Consider the following 18,509-nt stretch of genomic DNA (forward strand, 5'->3'; position numbering starts at 1 on the left):
CCTCGACCCGAATTCGCGAGGGAATCGTGGCAGCAGACGCAAGCGCTCGCTGTTGTGGTGAACCCGGACAGGCCCCTGCGCAAGTGCGGGTGTGCGGCAGCTCGCGCGGGTCAACAGAAATCGGAAACGAAACGCGATATATCGGCAGGCCGGAGGCGTCAGGCGGCCTCCGCTTCCTTTTCCTTGAGCTCGAGCTGCCCGCTTGCGGAGAGGCGAATCGCCTCCTGCGTGATCGAGCGCCTCGCGATCGCGATATCGCGGGGATTGATGCCGGCATCGCCGGCGGCGAGGTCCGATTCGATCATGCGCCGCTGGCGGGCGCCGATGGAGGCGAGAATAGACTCGCGCAACTCCGCCGCAGAACCTCTGAGCGCCATGGTGATGACGTCGGTGGAGACGTCGTTGAAGAGCTGCACGCGGCTGCGCTGCGGCATGAAAAGGATGTCGTCGAAGAGGAATATCTTCGGCCGGACCTTCTTGACCGAATCGGTGCTGATCGTTTCGAGCGAGGCGAGCAGCGTGTCCACCTGCGGCTTATCGAGCTCGTTCATCACTTCGGCGATCTTCGCCGGGCCGGGCGAGTTGCGCTCGGCCTCCATCTCTTCGATGATTTCGATCACCCGCGCCTCGATGATTGCCGCCGCCTTCGGGTTGACGTTCTTGATGTTGACGGCACGGTTGAGAATCTCGGGCCGCTGCTTGTCGGACAGCTGCAGCAGCACCTTGGCGCCGAAGCTCGACGGCATCATCGACAGAACATAGGCGATCGTCTGCGGATGTTCCCGGGCGAGCAATTGCGCGATGATCGCAGGATCGCAATCCATCAGCCGGTCCCAGATGCTCGCCTCGTAGGACTGGAAGGTGGCGCGGCGGCCGAGGAGGCCGTCCACCTCGTCGGGCGTCAGGCCCTCTTCCAGAATGCTCTCAATGGCCTTGGCATTGTCCATGAGGCCTGCACCTTCGGTGAAGAGATCCTCGAACTCGTTGACGAGCGCTTCCAGTTCGTGCGGCGGCACGGCTCTGAGCGACTGTGCCGCGGCGATGATGGCCTGCAGCTCGCTCTGGGTGAAGAATTTCAACAGATTCCCGGCAATCGACTTGCCCATTGCGAGCAGCACCGCCGCCGCCTTTTCCGTCTGGCTCAGCGGTTGTGCGAGCGCCTGAGCCTGTGCCTCGAAACTTCCGAAATCCGTCATGGATTCATCCCCGCCCGGTCATCGGGCTCCAAGTGAGTTGAAACGGGATGCGGGCGGAAAACCGCTTACACCTTTACTCATCCCGCTTTATTTCCTGCTGCCTTTGATCTCCAGGAGCTTGACGCCGAAGCGGGTCACATCGCCCTCGAGAACGGTGATTTCTCCGCGGCCGATCACCCGGCCGTTGACCATGATCTCGACCGGCTCGCCGATCTTGCGGTCGAGCGCGATCGTTGCGCCCTCGGTGAGCGCCATGAGGCCGGAGACCTGCATGCGGCTGGTCCCGAGTACGATCTGGACATCGATCGGAATGTCCATGATCAAGTCCATATTCGCGGTCATTCCGCTGCCGGGCGCTGTTTCACCGGCGGCCGGCGCCGCATCGAAATCCCCGCCGGCAACCGCGGAGTCCGCGCTGAAGCCCGATTCCGCGAAGTCGCCGCCGAAATCCCCGCCGAATCCAGCGCTGTCGGCGGAACCGAAGTCGCTGCCGAATTCCATGGGCTGTTCGAGCGGCCCGGCGGCGGCGAAATCGGCGCCGAAGTCAGCCTCGCCGTCCTTCTTGAGAACGCCGCGCAGGTCGTCGATCGCCTGGTCGAGCTCGGCGTCTGCCGCGAATGCGGCCGGTTCTGCGATGGGTGCTGCTTTCTTGGGTGCCATGTGCCGAATATTCCAGTTGAAGCTTGCCTCAGGCATTCTGCCAGGCGAGGGAGGATTAACTCATGATGTGGCGAAGGATGTCCTGCTCGGAGCCGTGGGTATCCTTGACCCGGACCGTATATCGCGAGCCCGAACGGCCGAACTCGCAAACATAGAGGTCGCGCCCGTTGGCGCTCACCTCCACGCGGACATCCTGCCCGTCGTGAAAAGGGATGACATCCCCGGGCTGCAGGCGGCTGAGAGTGTCGAGCGTCAGGCTTTCCAACCGGATGCGTGCCTCGAGCGCGACGGCCGATCGGCGGACCTGCTCCTCCAGCTGTTCCGTCCATTCGGTTTTCGCGTTCCGGTCCTCGCCGGCACCCTTCCGAGAGATGATGCGGGTCTTGAGGAGCGTGCTTTGCGGGACGATGACCGAGAAAGTGGAGAGCACCGGCCCGAGGCCTATGGTCATGTAGATCGAGGCTGCGAAGACGTCTTCAAGCACTGGATCGGGCTTTGCCCGTTCCGCGCTGTTGTAAGGACGGCCGACAACGGGCTCGAACCCGCCGGGCGCGTTCACTGCAGTGCGCAGGACCTCGGCGATGCCATGAAACACCGGCAAGGCGACATCGATCTCGATCTTCGACAGAGAGCGTGGGGCCGGCTCCTCGATGCTCGTCGGTTCGGCCCCGAGCAGAGCCTCGACAAGTGCGATCAGAACCGGACTGTCGCAGCCGACCTGGAATTCCGCGCACCAGTTTCGCAGGGAGAGATCGCCGAGCAGGACTCCGTCTCCGAGAGCAGCGATGAGCTCGTTGCGGAGCCCCGTCCGGAAGCCCGCATAGGCGATCGTGACGTCGCATCCGGTCTCCGATTGCAGGACACCGGGCAGGAGTTCGTCGAACACCTGGGCAAGCTCGAGTGCGGTTCGGCCGATGGCCTTGTCGTCGCCGAGCGCGCCGGTCATGCGCGCGATCAGCCTTCTGTCGAATGCATGGACGTTCGATGCGGTGCTTGTGCTCATGTCAGGCCGCCTTGCTTTCGCTGCCGCCGCCGGGATTCATCATTTCCTGTTCGACCGCATCGATGGACGGCCGTTCATAGGCGGAGATGGTCTTGCGGCCGTATTCGAGTGCGACCTGCGGAACCGAACCGTTCATGTAGGCAAGCAGCGTCTGCTTGACGATGACATAGAGCCGGTTCTGCTTTTCCCGTACGGACTTGATGTTTGCGACGAGGGGACCGACGATCGAATAGGAAAGAAACACGCCGAGCAGCGTTCCGACGAGTGCGGCGGCAATCTTGGCGCCCAGCACTTCCGGTGCTTCGCTGATCGCGCCCATCGCCTTGATGACGCCGAGAACCGCCGCGACGATGCCGATCGCCGGCAGCGCATCGCCCATGCTCGTCAGCGCGTGGTAGCACTTCATCTTGTCGTGGGTGATCGTCTGGATTTCCTCGTCCATCAGCGCCTCGATCTCATGCGAGCGGGCGTTGCCGATGATGATCAGCCGCACATAGTCGCAGATGAAGGCGGTCAGCTCCTTGTTCTGCAGGACGGTGGGTGCGGACTGGAAGATCGAGGATTCTTCCGGATTGTCGATGTGGCTCTCGATCTCGTTGCGAGACTTCGTCCGCAGGTCGCGCATCAGGCTGTAGAGGACGCCGAGCGTGTCGAGGTATTGACGTTCCTTCGGCACCTTGTGCCTGAAGGCCTCGCCGAGCGCCTTGCCGGTGTCTTTGACCACCTTCATCGAGTTGGCCATGATGAAGCCGCCGATGCCCGCCCCGCCGATGATCATCAGCTCGAAGGGCTGGTTGAGGACTTCCAGGTGGCCGCCCATCGCCATGTAACCGCCGAGGATACAGCCGAAAGTCACAAGAAGCCCGATGATGATGTTCATTGCCGATACCTGTCGCGATCGTGATTTTCCCCCGATGAAATAGGGTCCGATCCTTGCGTGAGGCTGGCCGCGGAGACCCGGCGTCCGGGACAGGTTCGCGCAAGCCAACGCCGTCAGGGTTGTTGGCCAGGGTCGGATCGCATGGCGTTCCGAACCCCGACAGTCGGTGCGGGCTGAAGACTGCACACATTTCCTCACGCTTCATGCGACAGGGCGAGCCGATCGTGACGACGACCTATACGAGCTACAGGCTGATCACTGCAGATCTGACGAAATCGCTGGAGCGCGTTTCGGCGCAGCCGGACGTCGCCCGCGAGACGGAGTACTATCTGTCGAAGATCGGCAGCATCAAAACGCTCGACGATTTCTTCGCCGACAGCCGGCTCTACAACTACGCCATGAAGGCGCACGGCCTCGAGGACATGGCCTATGCCAAGGCCTTCATGCGCAAGGTGCTCGCCGAAGGCATCGACAGTGACGACGCCTTCGCCAACAAGCTGGCCGACGGGCGCTACAAGGCGCTGGTGGAGTCGTTGAATTTCGCCCGGCACGGCGAAGCCGCTACTGCCTTCGAGAGGGCGCAGAAGGGCGTGTCCGAAAAGTACACGCGGCAGACGCTGGAACAGAAAGCCGGCGAGGAAAACACCGGCGTGCGGCTGGCGCTCTATTTCCAGCGAATGGCGCCGACGATTGCCAATGGCTACGAAATCATCGCCGACGAGGCCCTCTCGAGTGTGGTCCGTACCGTCCTGCAGCTGCCGGCCGAATTCGCGGCCGCCGATGTGGATCGTCAGGCGGAGGCCTACGAGGCGGCGATCGATTTCAAGGATTTCCAGGACCCTCAGAAAACAGCCGAGTTCCTGGACCGTTTCACCGCCCTTTGGGAAATCGACAATCCTTCCGGCGGCTATGACCCGCTTGCGGTTTTCGGCGCGTCGAGCGGCTACGGAATTTCTCCCGACCTGCTTCTGACCATCAACAATCTCAAACTCGGGGGACGCTGATTTGCAGACCGGTCTTTATGTCGCGCTTTCGTCGCAGATGGCGCTTGAAAAGCGCCTGAACACGCTGGCCGACAATGTCGCAAACTCCAACACGGTCGGCTTCCGCGCCACGGAAGTGAAGTTCAACCAGGTGCTTGGCGACACCAGGCCGACCAAGGTTTCCTATGTGTCGGAAGGCGAGGAATTCCTGAGCAGCAAAACCGGCGCGCTCGCGCGCACCGGCTCCGCGCTCGATTTCGCCATCAAGGGCGACGCCTGGTTCTCGATCGAGACGCCCGGCGGCCCGGCGCTGACGCGCGACGGCCGGTTCACGCTGACGGAGACCGGCGAGCTCGTGACCATCAAGGGATATCCGGTGCTCGATGCCGGCGGCGCGCCGATCCAGCTGAACGGCGGTGCCGGTGAAATTACCGTCGGTGCCGATGGAGCCATTCACCAGAACGGCGTGCAGATCGCCCTGCTCGGGCTTTACGAGACGGATTTCAGCAAAGGCTTCATGCGTTACGACAACAGTTCCGTTATGCCGGCTGCCCAGCCGGAACCGGTCGTCGATCGGTTCGATGTCGGCGTGATGCAAGGCTTCCTGGAGGAGTCGAACGTGAACGCCGTACAGGAAATGTCGCAGCTGATCATGATCACCCGCGCCTTCGACAACGTCACCGCACTGATGCGCGACAGTGAGGGATCGCTCGACAAAGCCATCGAGACGCTCGGCGGCAGCCGTTGATGATTCTGTCGACGGAATTTAGGGCGGGACGGAACGGAAAGCCGGATGGCACGCGAAGCCGCTGAAAAAACTGCAACGTCGACGTCGCTCGCAGCGCTCGCCGGGCTGGTCGAGCGCTATGCAAATCCCGACTTTGCCATCGCACCGGGCGGTCATGTCCAGACGATTTCGCCGGGGCACTACACGGTCAGCGGCCTGTCGCGGCATGTCCGGCTAGGGGACTTCGTCGCGCACAAGAGCACGACCGGCACCCATCTCGGCGAAGTCGTCCGCGTGGAGCCCGAGCGGGTGGTCGTCTGCCCGATCGAACCGGGGGACCCGATCGGCATCCATGACGTCGTCATCCGCAAGGGCGCCTTCCGCATAGCGCCGACCGACAACTGGTGCGGCCGCACCATCAATGCGCTGGCCGAGCCGATCGACGGTCTGGGCCCGCTGCTGCAGGGCGACATCCGCCGCTCGATCGCGAACACCGCGCCGCCCTCCATGACGCGAAAGCGGGTGGAGCAGGGGTTCAAGACGGGCGTGCGGGCAATAGACATCTTCTCCCCGCTCTGCCTCGGGCAGCGCCTCGGCATCTTCGCGGGCTCCGGCGTCGGCAAATCGACGCTGCTTTCCATGCTGGCCCGCGCCGACGCTTTCGACAAAGTGGTGATCGCGCTGGTCGGCGAGCGCGGCCGCGAAGTGCGCGAGTTCATCGAGGACACGCTGGGCGACAATCTTTCGAAATCGGTTGCCGTCGTCGCCACCAGCGACGAGAGTCCGATGCTGAGAAAAATGGCTCCGCTGACCGCGGTCACGATTGCCGAACATTATCGCGACAAGGGCGACAACGTGCTGCTCATCGTCGACAGCGTCACCCGTTTCGCTCATGCGATCCGCGAGGTGGCGACGGCAGCGGGGGAGCCGCCGATCGCCCGCGGCTATCCGGCCTCGGTCTTCACCGAATTGCCGCGGCTGCTCGAGCGCGCCGGGCCCGGCGCCGAGGGAACGGGCACGATCACGGCGATCATTTCGATCCTGGTCGACGGCGACAATCACAACGACCCGGTCGCCGACTCGGCGCGCGGCATTCTCGACGGGCACATCGTCCTCGACCGAAGCCTTGCCGAAGAGGGGCGCTACCCGCCGGTCAATCCGCTCGCCTCCATCTCGCGCCTAGCCAGAAAGGCCTGGACGCCGGACCAGGAGAAGCTGGTCGCCCGGCTGAAGTCCTTGATCCACCGCTTCGAGGAAACCCGGGACCTCCGGCTCATCGGCGGCTATCGGCCAGGCGGCGACGCCGATCTCGACATGGCGATCAAGCAGGTGCCGGTCATCTACGACGTATTGAAGCAGATGCCCGGCGAACGGCCCGCCTTCGACGCCTTCACGGACCTCGCCAACGCGCTGAAGGCAGCCGCAATGGGCAATCAGCCGGGCGCCGCCGGCCTGCGCGGAAGGGGATGAATTTGACGGACTTCGAAGCAGACGAGATCGTGCGCCAACGCCGCCGCGAAACCGGGATGCCGCTGATCGACAAGATACTCGGTGCGATCGGCCTGGCCATGGCTGCCTGCGCGACGTTGCTGCCCTGGTACGTCTATCTGCATCCGGAGAAATTCTCGATGCCTTCGCTCTGGCAGGGCACGACGCGCGATCTGCCGGAGCGCCCGGAACGGCAGATCCTGTCGGTGTCGCCGCTGGCGATGACGGACATGGACGAGGAGACCGCCGCCGCGGTCGATCGCCTGACGACCGCGACGGTGCCGGGACTCGATCAGGATCCCGCCGAAAGCACGGACATGGGGGCTCCCGATCAGCCGTTCCCCGCAAAAGAGAGCTTCAAACTCATGCACGTCGCCAATGGCCGCGCGCTCATCGAAGATGCAAGCGGCATGTATATCGTCCGTATCGGTTCGGTATTGCCGGACAACAGCCGGCTTGCGACCTTCGAGGAGCGCGACGGCCGCTGGGTGATGATCACGTCCAAGGGCGAGATTTTCGCGGCGAAGTAGCGCCTTTGGCGAGGCGTGGCGAAGGACGTCCAGACCCTTCCCCAACCCCTCCGGAGGGGCTTTTCGGGCGGCGAGGGTGCGGCAGAAGTAGCTCCGCCCCTCGTGGGGAGGGGTTGGGGAGGGGGTTTATGAGACGCCCCAAACCGTTCCTTCCGCATCTTCGACAAGTCCCACGCAAGATTACCGGCCTAGGTTCGCCATCATCAGCAGGAGCTCTTGATGGAACCGATTCAGCTTTTCGAACTCGCGTCGCGGCAGGCCCAGTGGCTCACCGTCCGCCAGAACGTGGTGGCGGGCAACATCGCCAATGCCAATACGCCGCACTACAGGGCAAAAGACGTCCAGCCCTTCGAAAGCGTGCTCCAGAACACCGGCATCCAAATGGCCGCGACGCATCGCGCCCATTTCACCGAGAGCCCGGAAGCCGCCCATGTGACCGAAGTCAGCGCTCTCGACGATGTCGCGGTGCAGCAGTCCGGCAATACGGTCGCCCTCGAAGAGGAATTGATGAAGACCGGCGCGATCAAGCGCGACTACGAGCTCAATGCCGGGCTGGTGAAGTCCTTTCACCGGATGATTCTCATGACGGTACGGAAGTAAGCGACCATGGATCCATTGACCTCCGCCCTTAAGGTTTCCGCCTCCGGTCTGCAGGCGGAATCGACGCGCTTGCGCATCGTCTCGGAAAACATTGCCAATGCCCGCTCCACCGGCGACGCCCCCGGCGCCGATCCTTTCCGCCGCAAGACGATCAGCTTCGCCGCGGAGGTCGACCGGGCAAGCGGCGCGTCCCTCGTCGAGGTCGAACGCCTCGGCACGGACGATTCCGATTTCAACATCGAGTTCGACCCGGGCAATCCGGCCGCCGACGAAAAGGGCATGGTGAAATTGCCGAACGTCAACATCCTGATCGAGATGGCCGACATGCGCGAGGCCAACCGCGCTTACGAGGCCAACCTGCAGACCATCAAGCAGTCTCGCGATCTCATCTCCCAGACAATCGACCTGTTGAGGGCTTCGCAATAATGATCGACGCAATTCAGTCCTTAGGGGCGTTTTCCACCATCAGGGAGACCGAAGGTGCCGGCTCGGCCTCTTCCGGCTCGCTCGTTATGCCGGGTGCCGGCGCGGCCGCGCCTCAGGCGGGGAGCTTCGCCGAAGTCCTCGGCAACATGACCACGGACGCCATCCGTTCGATGAAGTCGGCCGAGGGGGTCTCGCTTCAGGCGATCCGCGGAGAAGCGAATACCCGCGAAGTCGTCGATGCCGTCATGAGCGCCGAGCAGTCTCTCCAGACCGCAATCGCCATCCGCGACAAGGTGGTCACCGCCTATCTCGAAATCGCGCGCATGCAGATCTGAGGAAAAGACACATGAAGGCCCTTTCCATCGCCGCCACGGGCATGAACGCCCAGCAATTGAATCTCGAAGTCATCGCGAACAACATCGCGAACATCAACACGACCGGCTACAAGCGGGCGCGCGCAGAATTTTCCGACCTGCTCTACCAGACCGAGCGGGCGCAGGGCGTCCCCAACCGCTCGAACCAGGCGATCGTGCCGGAAGGCGCGATCATCGGCCTGGGCGTCCAGACCTCCGCCGTGCGCAACCTTCATATCCAGGGCAGCCTCGTCAATACCGGCAACGACTACGACCTCGCGCTCGTCGGCCGCGGCTGGTTTCAGATCGAGACGCCGGATGGCGAGACGGTCTACACCCGCTCGGGGGCTTTCAACACCAATGCTACGGGCCAGCTCGTCACCATCGACGGCTATACCGTGGTTCCGGGCGTCACCGTGCCGCAGGACGCGACCGAGATCGTCTTCACCTCGTCGGGCCAGGTGATGGTGCGGATCGGCAACGACACGGAACTGCAGGAAGTCGGACAGCTGACGATCGCAAACTTCGTCAACGAGGCGGGCCTCGAGCCGATGGGCGAGAACCTGTTCCGGCAGACGCCGGCGTCCGGGGATCCGATCGTCGGCACGCCGGCCGATCCGGGCTTTGCACAGATCAAGCAGAACTACCTGGAATCTTCGAACGTCGACCCGGTCAAGGAAATTACCGACCTCATCTCGGCCCAGCGTGCCTATGAGATGAATTCGAAGATCATCCAGGCCGCGGACGAAATGGCCGCCACGGTGAGCAAGAACCTGAGGTAACAGGAAGAGGAGGCAAACATGATGTTTCGCCGATCCCCCGGAGGAAAAGCAATTTCAGGCGGCCTCGCGCAGCCGGCGCGTGCCGTTCTGTTTGCCGCAATGGCGGGTTGCCTGCTTTCGCCGGCCGCAGCTCTTGCCGAGCCGCCGACGGCCGTCATTCCGAAGCAGACGATCTATCCCGGCGAAAAGCTCGATGCGAGCATGCTGGAGGTGGTCGACGTGACCAATCCGGATCTGCGCGACGGCTATGTGCGCTCGATCGACGAGGTCGACGGCATGGTGACCAAGCGGACCCTTCTTCCCGGGCGGGTCATCCTGGCCTCGGCGCTGCGCGAGCAATATGCGGTCGAGCGCGGCTCCACCGTTCGTCTCGTCTTCAACAATGGCGGTCTGACGATAACGGCCGCCGGCTCGCCGTTGCAGGATGCCGCGGTCGGCGATCTGATCCGCGTGCGCAACGTCGATACCGGCGTGATCGTCTCCGGGACGGTGATGGCGGACAGCACGATCCATGTGGTGGCGAAATGAACATCAATGCATGCAAGTGGCTGCTGACGCTCGCGGTGGTCTTCGCCGCGAGCTTGACCTCCGCCTATGCGGCCTCGCGGATCAAGGACGTCGCGTCCCTGCAGTCGGGCAGGGACAACCAGCTCATCGGTTACGGCCTGGTGGTGGGCCTGCAGGGCACCGGTGACAGCCTGCGCTCGTCTCCGTTCACGGATCAGTCGATCCGCGCCATGCTGCAGAACCTCGGCATTTCCACGCAGGGCGGCCAGTCGCGCACGCGCAACGTCGCCGCGGTGCTCGTCACCGCCACGCTCCCGCCCTTCGCGAGCCCCGGCAGCCGGCTTGACGTGACCGTCGGTTCGCTGGGCGATGCGACGTCGCTGCGCGGCGGGACACTGGTCATGACCTCGCTTTCGGGCGCCGACGGCCAGATCTACGCCGTGGCGCAGGGCTCGGTGGTCGTCAGCGGTTTCAACGCGCAAGGTGAAGCCGCCCAATTGAGCCAGGGCGTGACCACGGCGGGACGTGTCCCGAACGGCGCCATCATCGAGCGGGAACTGCCGTCGAAATTCAAGGACGGCTTCAACCTGGTGCTGCAGCTGCGCAACCCGGACTTTTCCACCGCCGTCGGCATGGCCGCGGCGATCAACAAATATGCCGCGGCCCAATTTGGCGGCCGCATCGCCGAAGCCTTGGACTCGCAGTCCGTCCTGGTCCAGAAGCCGAAGATGGCGGATCTCGCGCGCCTGATGGCGGACGTGGAAAACCTGGTGATCGAGACCGACGCGCCGGCCCGGGTGGTCATCAACGAGCGCACCGGCACGATCGTCATCGGCCAGGACGTCCGCGTCGCCGAAGTGGCCGTCAGCTACGGTACGCTGACGGTGCAGGTCAGCGAGACGCCGACGATCGTCCAGCCGGAGCCGTTCTCGCGCGGTCAGACGGCCTACGAGCCCAACACCACGATCGAAGCGCAGGCCGACGGCGGCACGGTCGCCATCCTCAACGGCTCCAGCCTGCGTTCGCTCGTCGCGGGCCTGAACAGCATCGGCGTCAAGCCGGACGGGATCATCGCGATCCTCCAGAGCATCAAATCGGCGGGAGCCCTACAGGCGGAGCTTGTTCTGCAATGACCGGAAACTTCAATCGTCTTTTCGGCCAGGCACGCCGCGTTCTCCTGGGCTCGGTCGCCGCCGCGCTCATGCTTTCGATGCCCGGTGCTTTTGCGCAGGACGTCACGTCGCCGCCGGCCGACAGCGCGACCGCGAGCGAAATCGAAAAGTTCTGCACCAATATCGCCGACGCCGCGCGCGACCAGCGCTACGTTTTGCAGCGCCAGGACCTGGAGAAGCTGAAAGCGAATGTCGACGAACGGATTGCGACGCTGGAGGCGCGCCGGGCGGAATACGAGGACTGGCTTAAGCGCCGCAACGATTTCCTCAAACAGGCGGAGCTCGGCCTCGTCGACATCTACAAGACGATGAAGCCGGATGCCGCCGCCGGTAAGCTCGAAATGGTGCGTCCCGAGATCGCGGCGGCGATCGTCATGCGGCTGCCGCCACGCCAGTCGTCGCTGATCCTGAGCGAGATGAGCGACGAAAGGGCAGCGGTGCTGACCAACATCATTTCGAGCGCGAGCGACCCCAATACCTCCAAGGAGCCATCATGAGAACGCGCATCACGGCCGTACTGGCCGCAGGGCTCCTGGCGGGTTGCCAGAATCAGGCCTTCAACGAGATCGGGCGGGCGCCGGCCATGAGCCCGATCGGCAGCGGCCTGCAATATACGCAGACGCCGCAGCTTGCCATGTATCCGAAGCAGCCGCGCCACGTCACCAACGGCTACTCCTTGTGGAACGACCAGCAGGCGGCCCTCTTCAAGGATGCGCGCGCGATCAATATCGGCGACATTCTGACGGTCGACATCCGTATCGACGACAAGGCCTCCTTCGAAAACGAGACGGACCGCAGCCGCAAGAATTCGAGCGGCTTCAGTCTCGGCGCCAGCGGGCAGTCCCAGACGAGCGACTTCGCCTGGTCGGGCGATCTCGAATACGGCTCCAACACCAAAACTGAAGGCGACGGCAAGACCGAGCGTTCGGAGAAGCTCCGGTTGCTGGTCGCCGCGGTTGTGACCGGCGTCCTCGAAAACGGCAACCTGCTGATCAGCGGCTCCCAGGAAGTGCGCGTCAACCACGAGCTGCGCATCCTCAATGTCGCAGGCATCGTCCGACCGCGCGACGTGGACGCCGACAACGTCATTTCCTACGACCGCATCGCCGAGGCCCGCATCTCCTATGGCGGCCGCGGCCGCCTGACGGAGGTCCAGCAGCCGCCGTGGGGTCAGCAGCTCGTCGATCTCGTCTCGCCCCTCTGATCGGCCGGAACGCACAATGGAAGAAATCGAGAGCAAAGAAACGAAGGTCCCCTCGCGGCTGACGACCATCGCGGCCGTGGTGGTGCTGACGCTTGTCGCCGGCGGCGGCGGCTGGCTTGCAGGCATGCTGCTCGCGCCGCCGCCGGCCGAGAAGACGGAAATCCCGGCCGAGCTTCCCGCCAACGCGACCGGCGAGGAGGACATACCGAAAATCGCCGCGGCGGCACACGGCATCGTGCAGCTCGATCCCATTACGACGAACCTTGCCTATCCGACCGAAAACTGGGTTCGCCTGGAGGTCGCGCTCCAGTTCGATGGCGCTCCCGACGTTGCGCTGGCGGAGACGATACACCAGGATATTGCGGCCTATCTGAAGACCGTGTCGCTGCAGCAGATCCAGGGGCCGCGCGGCTTTCAATATCTCCGGGATGACATCCAGGAGCGGGTTGACCTGCGCTCCGAGGGCCGCGTAACGAATGTGATGTTCCGCACCTTCGTCATCCAATGATTCGCTGATGCTCCGGTTTGCCACCTTCATAATCGCCATGATGGCGATGTCGGGAATTGCCGGGGCTCAGAGCTTCCCCGCCGATATCCTGAACACGCCGGTCGACGGCTCCGTCGCCTCGTGGATCATCCGCACCTTCGGCCTCCTGACCGTCCTTTCGGTGGCCCCGGGTATCCTGATCATGGTGACGAGCTTCCCGCGTTTCGTCATCGCCTTCGCGATCCTGCGCTCAGGGATGGGGCTCGCCACGACACCCTCCAACATGATCATGGTGTCGCTCGCGCTGTTCATGACCTTCTATGTCATGGCGCCCACCTTCGACCGCGCCTGGAGCGACGGCATCGATCCGCTCCTGAAGAACGAGATCTCCGAGACGGAGGCGATGCAGCGGATGTCCGAGCCCTTCCGCGAATTCATGCTGGCCAACACCCGCGACAAGGACCTGCAGCTCTTCATCGACATCGCCCGGGAGAAGGGCCAGACCGTCGTCGTCGACGAGAAGGTGGACCTGCGCGCCGTCGTGCCGGCCTTCATGATCTCGGAGATCCGCCGCGGTTTCGAGATCGGCTTCCTGATCATGCTGCCCTTCCTCGTGATCGACCTGATCGTCGCGACCATCACCATGGCGATGGGCATGATGATGCTTCCCCCGACGGCGATTTCGCTGCCCTTCAAGATCCTGTTCTTCGTGCTGATCGACGGCTGGAACCTGCTCGTCGGCAGCCTGGTGCGCTCGTTTATCTGAGACCCCGCCGCCAGGCACGCCGGCGCGATAAGAATCTGTTAAACATAGGATTTCACAGGCGATTAACCACACCTTTCGCCGAGGCTAGGTGCGTCTTCTGCGGTTAAACAGTTGGCAATGAATGGCTGCGAATTTCGTCCTCACACGACGGGTTTGGTATCCATCACGAGTTGAGCGGAGCCGAGTGGCATGATGCCGGACCGTCGGGACCGGTAGCGTTTCTAAGTCCGGTATGTCCCCCCAATCAGTATTTCGTAGGGACAACGAATATGACCAGCATTCTCACCAACAACTCCGCAATGGCCGCGCTTTCGACGCTGCGCTCGATCTCTTCCAACATGGAAGACACGCAGAGCCGCATCTCCTCGGGCCTCCGCGTCGGCTCGGCCTCCGACAACGCCGCCTACTGGTCGATCGCGACCACCATGCGCTCCGACAACCAGGCTCTCTCCGCAGTTCAGGACGCGCTCGGCCTAGGTGCTGCCAAGGTCGACACCGCCTATTCCGGTATGGAATCGGCGATCGAAGTCGTGAAGGAAATCAAGGCCAAACTCGTTGCCGCCACCGAAGACGGCGTCGACAAGGCCAAGATCCAGGAAGAAATCACCCAGCTCAAGGACCAGCTGACGAGCATTGCCGAAGCGGCCTCCTTCTCCGGCGAGAACTGGCTGCAGGCGGACCTCAGCGGTGGCGCCGTCACCAAGAGTGTCGTCGGGGGGTTCGTCCGTGACTCGAGCGGCGCCGTATCCGTAAAGAAGGTTGACTACAGCCTCAACGCCAACTCGGTTCTCTTCGACACGGTGGGTAACACCGGCATCCTGGACAAGGTCTACAACGTCTCGCAGGCAAGCGTCACCCTGACGATCAACACCAACGGTGTCGAAGCGCAGCACACTGTTGCCGCCTATTCGCTCGAATCCCTCACCGAAGCCGGTGCGGAGTTCCAGGGCAACTACGCCCTTCAGGGCGGTAACAGCTACGTCAAGGTCGAGAACGTCTGGGTTCGCGCCGAGACTGCTGCGACCGGCGCCACGGGCCAGGAAATTGCCGCAACGACGACGGCAGCCGGCACGATCACCGCGGACAGCTGGGTTGTGGATGTCGACAACGGCCCTGCCGCCAACGTTTCGGCCGGCCAGTCCGTCGCGAACATCAACATCGTCGGCATGGGGGCTGCTGCGCTCGATGCCCTGATCAGCGGTGTCGACGCTGCGCTGACAGACATGACCAGCGCCGCCGCCTCGCTCGGCTCCATCTCCTCGCGCATCGACCTGCAGAGCGAATTCGTCAACAAGCTCTCTGACTCGATCGACTCGGGCGTCGGCCGCCTCGTCGATGCGGACATGAACGAGGAGTCGACCCGCCTCAAGGCCCTGCAGACTCAGCAGCAGCTCGCCATTCAGGCTCTGTCGATCGCCAACTCCGACTCGCAGAACGTCCTGTCGCTCTTCCGCTAAGAAGACACGCGATAGCCGGATGCAGGCAAGCTTTTGTCTGCACTCGGGTCCTCGAACCGCGCCCGAAGACCGGGCGCGGTTTCTTTTGTTTTGCTCCTCCGGCAAGCGGCACTTCACCAATTCTTAAACATGCTATGGCACGCGCGCGTACGCGTAAAGGTTGAAATTTTACAAAAGTCTGGAGCGGCTTAGGGCTTCATTAACCAAGCCAGGATTATCTAAGCGCATCGAAAGGACGGGCTGACCCCAGCAAAACGGCGGGTTAGCAAGCATGACGTTGACCGTCTTTCGCCGGTGGAACCGGAATGTCCCTTCTCATCAGCCATTAAGGGGCACTAAACCATGACGAGCATTCTCACCAACATTGCGGCCATGGCCGCTCTCCAGACCCTGCGTACCATCGGCTCCAACATGGAAGAGACGCAAGCGCATGTCTCCTCCGGTCTGCGCGTCGGCCAGGCTGCTGATAACGCCGCCTATTGGTCGATCGCGACCACCATGCGCTCCGACAACATGGCTCTTTCCGCCGTACAGGACGCGCTCGGCCTCGGCGCCGCCAAGGTTGATACCGCTTACTCCGGTATGGAATCTGCGATCGAAGTCGTGAAGGAAATCAAGAAAAAGCTCGTTGCCGCTACCGAAGACGGCGTCGACAAGGCCAAGATCCAGGAAGAAATTGATCAGCTCAAGGATCAGCTGACGAGCATTTCCGAAGCGGCTTCCTTCTCCGGCGAGAACTGGCTGCAGGCGGACCTCAGCGGCGGCGCCGTCACCAAGAGCGTGGTCGGCTCGTTCGTCCGTGACGCAAGCGGCGCCGTATCCGTCAAGAAGGTCGACTACAGCCTCAACACCAACTCGGTTCTGTTCGATACGGTGGGTAACACCGGCATCCTGGACAAGGTCTACAACGTCTCGCAGGCAAGCGTCACCCTGACGATCAATACCAACGGTGTCGCATCCCAGCACACGGTTGCCGCCTACTCGCTCGAATCCCTGACGCAGGCCGGTGCGGAATTCCAGGGCAACTACGCTCTTCAGGGCGGTAACAGCTACGTCAAGGTCGACAACGTCTGGGTCCGCGCCGAGACCGCCGCGACCGGTGCCACCGGTCAGGAGCTTGCCGCGACCACGACGGCAGCCGGCACGATCACCGCGGACAGCTGGGTTGTCGATGTCGACAACGGCCCTGCCGCCAACGTTTCGGCCGGCCAGTCCGTTGCCGGGATCAACATCGTCGGTATGGGTGCAGCCGCCCTCGACGCCCTGATCAGCGGTGTCGACGCTGCGCTGACAGACATGACCAGCGCCGCGGCGGACCTCGGCTCGATCGCCATGCGCATCGACCTGCAGAGCGATTTCGTCAACAAGCTCTCTGACTCGATCGACTCGGGCGTCGGCCGTCTCGTCGACGCGGACATGAACGAAGAATCGACCCGCCTGAAGGCTCTGCAGACTCAGCAGCAGCTCGCCATCCAGTCGCTGTCGATCGCCAACTCGGCTTCGGAAAACGTCCTTACGCTCTTCCGCTAATCCGACACGGAAAGGCGGTCGCGAACCGAGCGACCGCACCCTGACCTGACCTTCAAAGGGGCCACGCTCATCGAGCGTGGCCCCTTTCTTCGTTTCCTCGGCGAACAACCATTTAACCTTTGTTAACCATAACCGCGCTAAGTGGGCTCAACGCAACGAACGGTTAACCAAGACGAAGAAGCGGTTAACGGCATGATGCCTCGCGTTCGTTCCCCCGGGGTGGCCGGGATGTCCCTTTCCAACTAGCCATTCAAAGGGGCCCGTAATGACCAGCATTCTCACCAATGTTGCAGCGATGGCTGCACTCCAGACGCTCCGCGGCATCGACTCCAATATGGAGGAAACGCAGGCTCGCGTTTCCTCGGGTCTCCGCGTCGGCACGGCCTCGGATAACGCCGCCTATTGGTCGATCGCGACCACGATGCGATCGGACAACATGGCGCTTTCCGCCGTTCAGGATGCCCTGGGTCTCGGTGCGGCCAAGGTCGACACGGCCTATGCTGGTATGGAGAATGCCGTCGAGGTGGTGAAGGAAATTCGCGCCAAGCTCGTCGCTGCGACCGAAGACGGCGTCGACAAGGCCAAGATCCAGGAAGAGATCGAACAGCTCAAGCAACAGCTGACGAGCATTGCAACGGCCGCTTCCTTCAGCGGCGAGAACTGGCTCCAGGCGGATATCACCACGCCTGTAACGAAGAGCGTAGTCGGGTCCTTCGTCCGCGATTCCTCGGGCGTCGTGTCCGTAAAGACAATCGACTATGTTCTCGACGGCAACTCCGTCCTATTCGATACCGTTGGCAACAACGGGATTCTGGACAAGGTTTACGATGTCTCCGAGTCCAGCGTGACGCTTTCGATCAACACCGGCGGCGTCGTCTCCAAACACACGGTGGCGGCCTACACGGTCGACAACCTCATCGCCGCCGGCGCGGTATTCCAGGGCAACTACGCCCTTGCCGGAGGTGTGAACTATGTAAAGGTAGAGGGCGTTTGGGTCGAAGCGGTTGCATCGTCCGCCGCCCCGGGTCAGGAAGTCGCTGCCGTGACGACCGCTGCAGCTCCCATTACCGCCGATTCCTGGGTCGTAGACACGACGGCGGGGCCGGCTACCAGCGTACCTGCACCTGCTTCGATCGAGAATATCGATATCACCAACGCCGCGCAGGCAGCGAACCTCGATGCCCTGATCAGGGGCGTCGATGAAGCGCTCGAGGATTTGATCAGTGCCACATCGGCGCTGGGCTCGATTTCCATGCGCATCGGCATGCAGGAAGAGTTCGTATCGAAGCTCACCGACTCGATCGATTCGGGGATCGGCCGCCTTGTGGACGCCGACATGAACGAGGAGTCGACCAGGCTGAAAGCGCTGCAGACACAGCAGCAGCTCGCGATCCAGTCGCTCTCCATCGCCAACACCAATTCGGAAAACATCCTCCAACTCTTCCGTCAGTAAGGGGCGCCTCGGCTAGGGGGCGGCTTCGTCCCGCTCTGAAGGAGAAAAACCGCGGCTCGCAAAGGGCCGCGGTTTTTGCATTCCAGCGGCGACCTTGCGTCAGACTTGCCGGAATGAATCCTTCATGCTTGTTATTGGTTCGTTAACGCGGTTAACCTTTTCTTAACCATTTCCGTTAATGGTTGGTTAAGAACGGCGGTCTGTCACCCAGGGCAAAAAGGTGTCAGCGCGCATGACGCCTCACCGTCGTTGCCGGCTTTCCGGAATGGTCCGATTTCCCCAACCAGGGCAGCACAGCCCCAGGG

At 62.7% G+C, this 18,509-nt stretch carries 21 protein-coding genes; 17 read left to right on the forward strand and 4 right to left on the reverse strand.

Annotated features, from left to right (window positions below; translation table 11 throughout):
• Positions 1-158 precede the first annotated feature (158 nt).
• The 4 genes from fliG to motA all read right to left on the reverse strand — a co-directional run bounded on the left by fliG (position 159) and on the right by motA (position 3,739).
• Complete coding sequence (fliG, locus tag AC5J09_RS15265) at positions 159-1,196, reverse strand: flagellar motor switch protein FliG (RefSeq protein WP_018094216.1); 1,038 nt, start codon at positions 1,194-1,196, stop codon at positions 159-161.
• A gap of 87 nt (positions 1,197-1,283) precedes the next feature.
• On the reverse strand, positions 1,284-1,856 hold the full coding sequence (fliN, locus tag AC5J09_RS15270) for a flagellar motor switch protein FliN (protein WP_494297945.1): 573 nt from the start codon (positions 1,854-1,856) through the stop codon (positions 1,284-1,286).
• A 55-nt stretch (positions 1,857-1,911) separates the two neighbouring features.
• Positions 1,912-2,859 carry a FliM/FliN family flagellar motor switch protein gene (locus AC5J09_RS15275; RefSeq protein WP_494297946.1) on the reverse strand — a complete coding sequence of 316 codons (948 nt, stop codon included), beginning with the start codon at positions 2,857-2,859 and terminating at the stop codon, positions 1,912-1,914.
• A 1-nt stretch (position 2,860) separates the two neighbouring features.
• A complete protein-coding gene (motA, locus tag AC5J09_RS15280) occupies positions 2,861-3,739 on the reverse strand; it encodes a flagellar motor stator protein MotA (RefSeq protein ID WP_018094219.1) in 879 nt (292 codons plus the stop codon).
• 224 nt (positions 3,740-3,963) lie between these two features.
• Between motA and AC5J09_RS15285 the strand changes: the two genes are divergently transcribed.
• The 17 genes from AC5J09_RS15285 to AC5J09_RS15365 all read left to right on the forward strand — a co-directional run bounded on the left by AC5J09_RS15285 (position 3,964) and on the right by AC5J09_RS15365 (position 18,204).
• Positions 3,964-4,743 (forward strand): DUF1217 domain-containing protein, encoded by a 780-nt coding sequence (locus tag AC5J09_RS15285; RefSeq protein WP_026168531.1) that lies wholly within the window; start codon positions 3,964-3,966, stop codon positions 4,741-4,743.
• A gap of 1 nt (position 4,744) precedes the next feature.
• Entirely contained in the window at positions 4,745-5,470 is a 726-nt protein-coding gene (gene flgF / locus AC5J09_RS15290) for a flagellar basal-body rod protein FlgF (protein WP_494297947.1), read from the forward strand.
• Positions 5,471-5,515: 45 nt separating this feature from the next.
• Positions 5,516-6,919, forward strand: coding sequence for a flagellar protein export ATPase FliI (gene fliI / locus AC5J09_RS15295; RefSeq protein ID WP_494297948.1), 1,404 nt, complete (start codon positions 5,516-5,518; stop codon positions 6,917-6,919).
• The gene (locus tag AC5J09_RS15300) at positions 6,916-7,467 is read left to right on the forward strand and encodes a flagellar protein (protein WP_494297949.1); all 552 of its coding nucleotides are present in this window, start codon (positions 6,916-6,918) and stop codon (positions 7,465-7,467) included. The genes fliI and AC5J09_RS15300 overlap by 4 nt, the downstream gene beginning before the upstream one ends.
• Before the next feature lie 219 nt (positions 7,468-7,686).
• On the forward strand, positions 7,687-8,067 hold the full coding sequence (flgB, locus tag AC5J09_RS15305) for a flagellar basal body rod protein FlgB (RefSeq protein WP_003529904.1): 381 nt from the start codon (positions 7,687-7,689) through the stop codon (positions 8,065-8,067).
• A 6-nt stretch (positions 8,068-8,073) separates the two neighbouring features.
• Entirely contained in the window at positions 8,074-8,493 is a 420-nt protein-coding gene (gene flgC, locus AC5J09_RS15310) for a flagellar basal body rod protein FlgC (RefSeq protein WP_003529902.1), read from the forward strand.
• Positions 8,493-8,828 carry a flagellar hook-basal body complex protein FliE gene (gene fliE / locus AC5J09_RS15315; protein ID WP_411923362.1) on the forward strand — a complete coding sequence of 112 codons (336 nt, stop codon included), beginning with the start codon at positions 8,493-8,495 and terminating at the stop codon, positions 8,826-8,828. Before flgC ends, fliE begins: the two co-directional genes overlap by 1 nt.
• An 11-nt stretch (positions 8,829-8,839) precedes the next feature.
• Positions 8,840-9,628 carry a flagellar basal-body rod protein FlgG gene (gene flgG / locus AC5J09_RS15320; protein WP_018094226.1) on the forward strand — a complete coding sequence of 263 codons (789 nt, stop codon included), beginning with the start codon at positions 8,840-8,842 and terminating at the stop codon, positions 9,626-9,628.
• 18 nt (positions 9,629-9,646) lie between these two features.
• Positions 9,647-10,156, forward strand: a complete 510-nt coding sequence (flgA, locus tag AC5J09_RS15325; RefSeq protein WP_275596769.1) for a flagellar basal body P-ring formation chaperone FlgA — start codon at positions 9,647-9,649, stop codon at positions 10,154-10,156.
• The gene (locus AC5J09_RS15330) at positions 10,153-11,268 is read left to right on the forward strand and encodes a flagellar basal body P-ring protein FlgI (protein ID WP_494297950.1); all 1,116 of its coding nucleotides are present in this window, start codon (positions 10,153-10,155) and stop codon (positions 11,266-11,268) included. The genes flgA and AC5J09_RS15330 overlap by 4 nt, the downstream gene beginning before the upstream one ends.
• Complete coding sequence (locus AC5J09_RS15335; RefSeq protein WP_494297951.1) at positions 11,265-11,804, forward strand: MotE family protein; 540 nt, start codon at positions 11,265-11,267, stop codon at positions 11,802-11,804. The genes AC5J09_RS15330 and AC5J09_RS15335 overlap by 4 nt, the downstream gene beginning before the upstream one ends.
• Positions 11,801-12,511: a flagellar basal body L-ring protein FlgH gene (gene flgH, locus AC5J09_RS15340; RefSeq protein ID WP_494297952.1), complete on the forward strand. Its 711-nt coding sequence runs from the start codon at positions 11,801-11,803 to the stop codon at positions 12,509-12,511. The genes AC5J09_RS15335 and flgH overlap by 4 nt, the downstream gene beginning before the upstream one ends.
• 16 nt (positions 12,512-12,527) lie before the next feature.
• Positions 12,528-13,019, forward strand: coding sequence for a flagellar basal body-associated FliL family protein (locus AC5J09_RS15345; RefSeq protein ID WP_494297953.1), 492 nt, complete (start codon positions 12,528-12,530; stop codon positions 13,017-13,019).
• A 7-nt stretch (positions 13,020-13,026) separates the two neighbouring features.
• Positions 13,027-13,764, forward strand: a complete 738-nt coding sequence (fliP, locus tag AC5J09_RS15350; RefSeq protein ID WP_018094231.1) for a flagellar type III secretion system pore protein FliP — start codon at positions 13,027-13,029, stop codon at positions 13,762-13,764.
• A 269-nt stretch (positions 13,765-14,033) separates the two neighbouring features.
• A complete protein-coding gene (locus tag AC5J09_RS15355) occupies positions 14,034-15,221 on the forward strand; it encodes a flagellin N-terminal helical domain-containing protein (protein WP_494297954.1) in 1,188 nt (395 codons plus the stop codon).
• Between the two features lie 342 nt (positions 15,222-15,563).
• Entirely contained in the window at positions 15,564-16,751 is a 1,188-nt protein-coding gene (locus AC5J09_RS15360; RefSeq protein WP_494297955.1) for a flagellin N-terminal helical domain-containing protein, read from the forward strand.
• A 265-nt stretch (positions 16,752-17,016) separates the two neighbouring features.
• The gene (locus AC5J09_RS15365; protein WP_018094233.1) at positions 17,017-18,204 is read left to right on the forward strand and encodes a flagellin N-terminal helical domain-containing protein; all 1,188 of its coding nucleotides are present in this window, start codon (positions 17,017-17,019) and stop codon (positions 18,202-18,204) included.
• The last annotated feature ends 305 nt before the right edge of the window (positions 18,205-18,509 follow it).

The sequence above is a fragment of the Sinorhizobium sp. genome (assembly GCF_059070375.1).

Excerpts from the sequence above, each read along its gene's own strand:
- fliG (WP_018094216.1), bottom strand. The coding sequence starts at position 1,196 with ATGACGGATTTCGGAAGTTTCGAGGCACAGGCTCAGGCGCTCGCACAA.
- flgH (WP_494297952.1), top strand. The coding sequence starts at position 11,801 with ATGAGAACGCGCATCACGGCCGTACTGGCCGCAGGGCTCCTGGCGGGT.
- fliE (WP_411923362.1), top strand. The coding sequence starts at position 8,493 with ATGATCGACGCAATTCAGTCCTTAGGGGCGTTTTCCACCATCAGGGAG.
- motA (WP_018094219.1), bottom strand. The coding sequence starts at position 3,739 with ATGAACATCATCATCGGGCTTCTTGTGACTTTCGGCTGTATCCTCGGC.
- AC5J09_RS15335 (WP_494297951.1), top strand. The coding sequence starts at position 11,265 with ATGACCGGAAACTTCAATCGTCTTTTCGGCCAGGCACGCCGCGTTCTC.
- fliP (WP_018094231.1), top strand. The coding sequence starts at position 13,027 with ATGCTCCGGTTTGCCACCTTCATAATCGCCATGATGGCGATGTCGGGA.
- AC5J09_RS15360 (WP_494297955.1), top strand. The coding sequence starts at position 15,564 with ATGACGAGCATTCTCACCAACATTGCGGCCATGGCCGCTCTCCAGACC.
- flgG (WP_018094226.1), top strand. The coding sequence starts at position 8,840 with ATGAAGGCCCTTTCCATCGCCGCCACGGGCATGAACGCCCAGCAATTG.
- AC5J09_RS15365 (WP_018094233.1), top strand. The coding sequence starts at position 17,017 with ATGACCAGCATTCTCACCAATGTTGCAGCGATGGCTGCACTCCAGACG.
- flgC (WP_003529902.1), top strand. The coding sequence starts at position 8,074 with ATGGATCCATTGACCTCCGCCCTTAAGGTTTCCGCCTCCGGTCTGCAG.
- flgB (WP_003529904.1), top strand. The coding sequence starts at position 7,687 with ATGGAACCGATTCAGCTTTTCGAACTCGCGTCGCGGCAGGCCCAGTGG.
- AC5J09_RS15345 (WP_494297953.1), top strand. The coding sequence starts at position 12,528 with ATGGAAGAAATCGAGAGCAAAGAAACGAAGGTCCCCTCGCGGCTGACG.
- AC5J09_RS15275 (WP_494297946.1), bottom strand. The coding sequence starts at position 2,859 with ATGAGCACAAGCACCGCATCGAACGTCCATGCATTCGACAGAAGGCTG.
- AC5J09_RS15355 (WP_494297954.1), top strand. The coding sequence starts at position 14,034 with ATGACCAGCATTCTCACCAACAACTCCGCAATGGCCGCGCTTTCGACG.
- AC5J09_RS15330 (WP_494297950.1), top strand. The coding sequence starts at position 10,153 with ATGAACATCAATGCATGCAAGTGGCTGCTGACGCTCGCGGTGGTCTTC.
- AC5J09_RS15300 (WP_494297949.1), top strand. The coding sequence starts at position 6,916 with ATGAATTTGACGGACTTCGAAGCAGACGAGATCGTGCGCCAACGCCGC.
- fliN (WP_494297945.1), bottom strand. The coding sequence starts at position 1,856 with ATGGCACCCAAGAAAGCAGCACCCATCGCAGAACCGGCCGCATTCGCG.
- flgA (WP_275596769.1), top strand. The coding sequence starts at position 9,647 with ATGATGTTTCGCCGATCCCCCGGAGGAAAAGCAATTTCAGGCGGCCTC.
- fliI (WP_494297948.1), top strand. The coding sequence starts at position 5,516 with ATGGCACGCGAAGCCGCTGAAAAAACTGCAACGTCGACGTCGCTCGCA.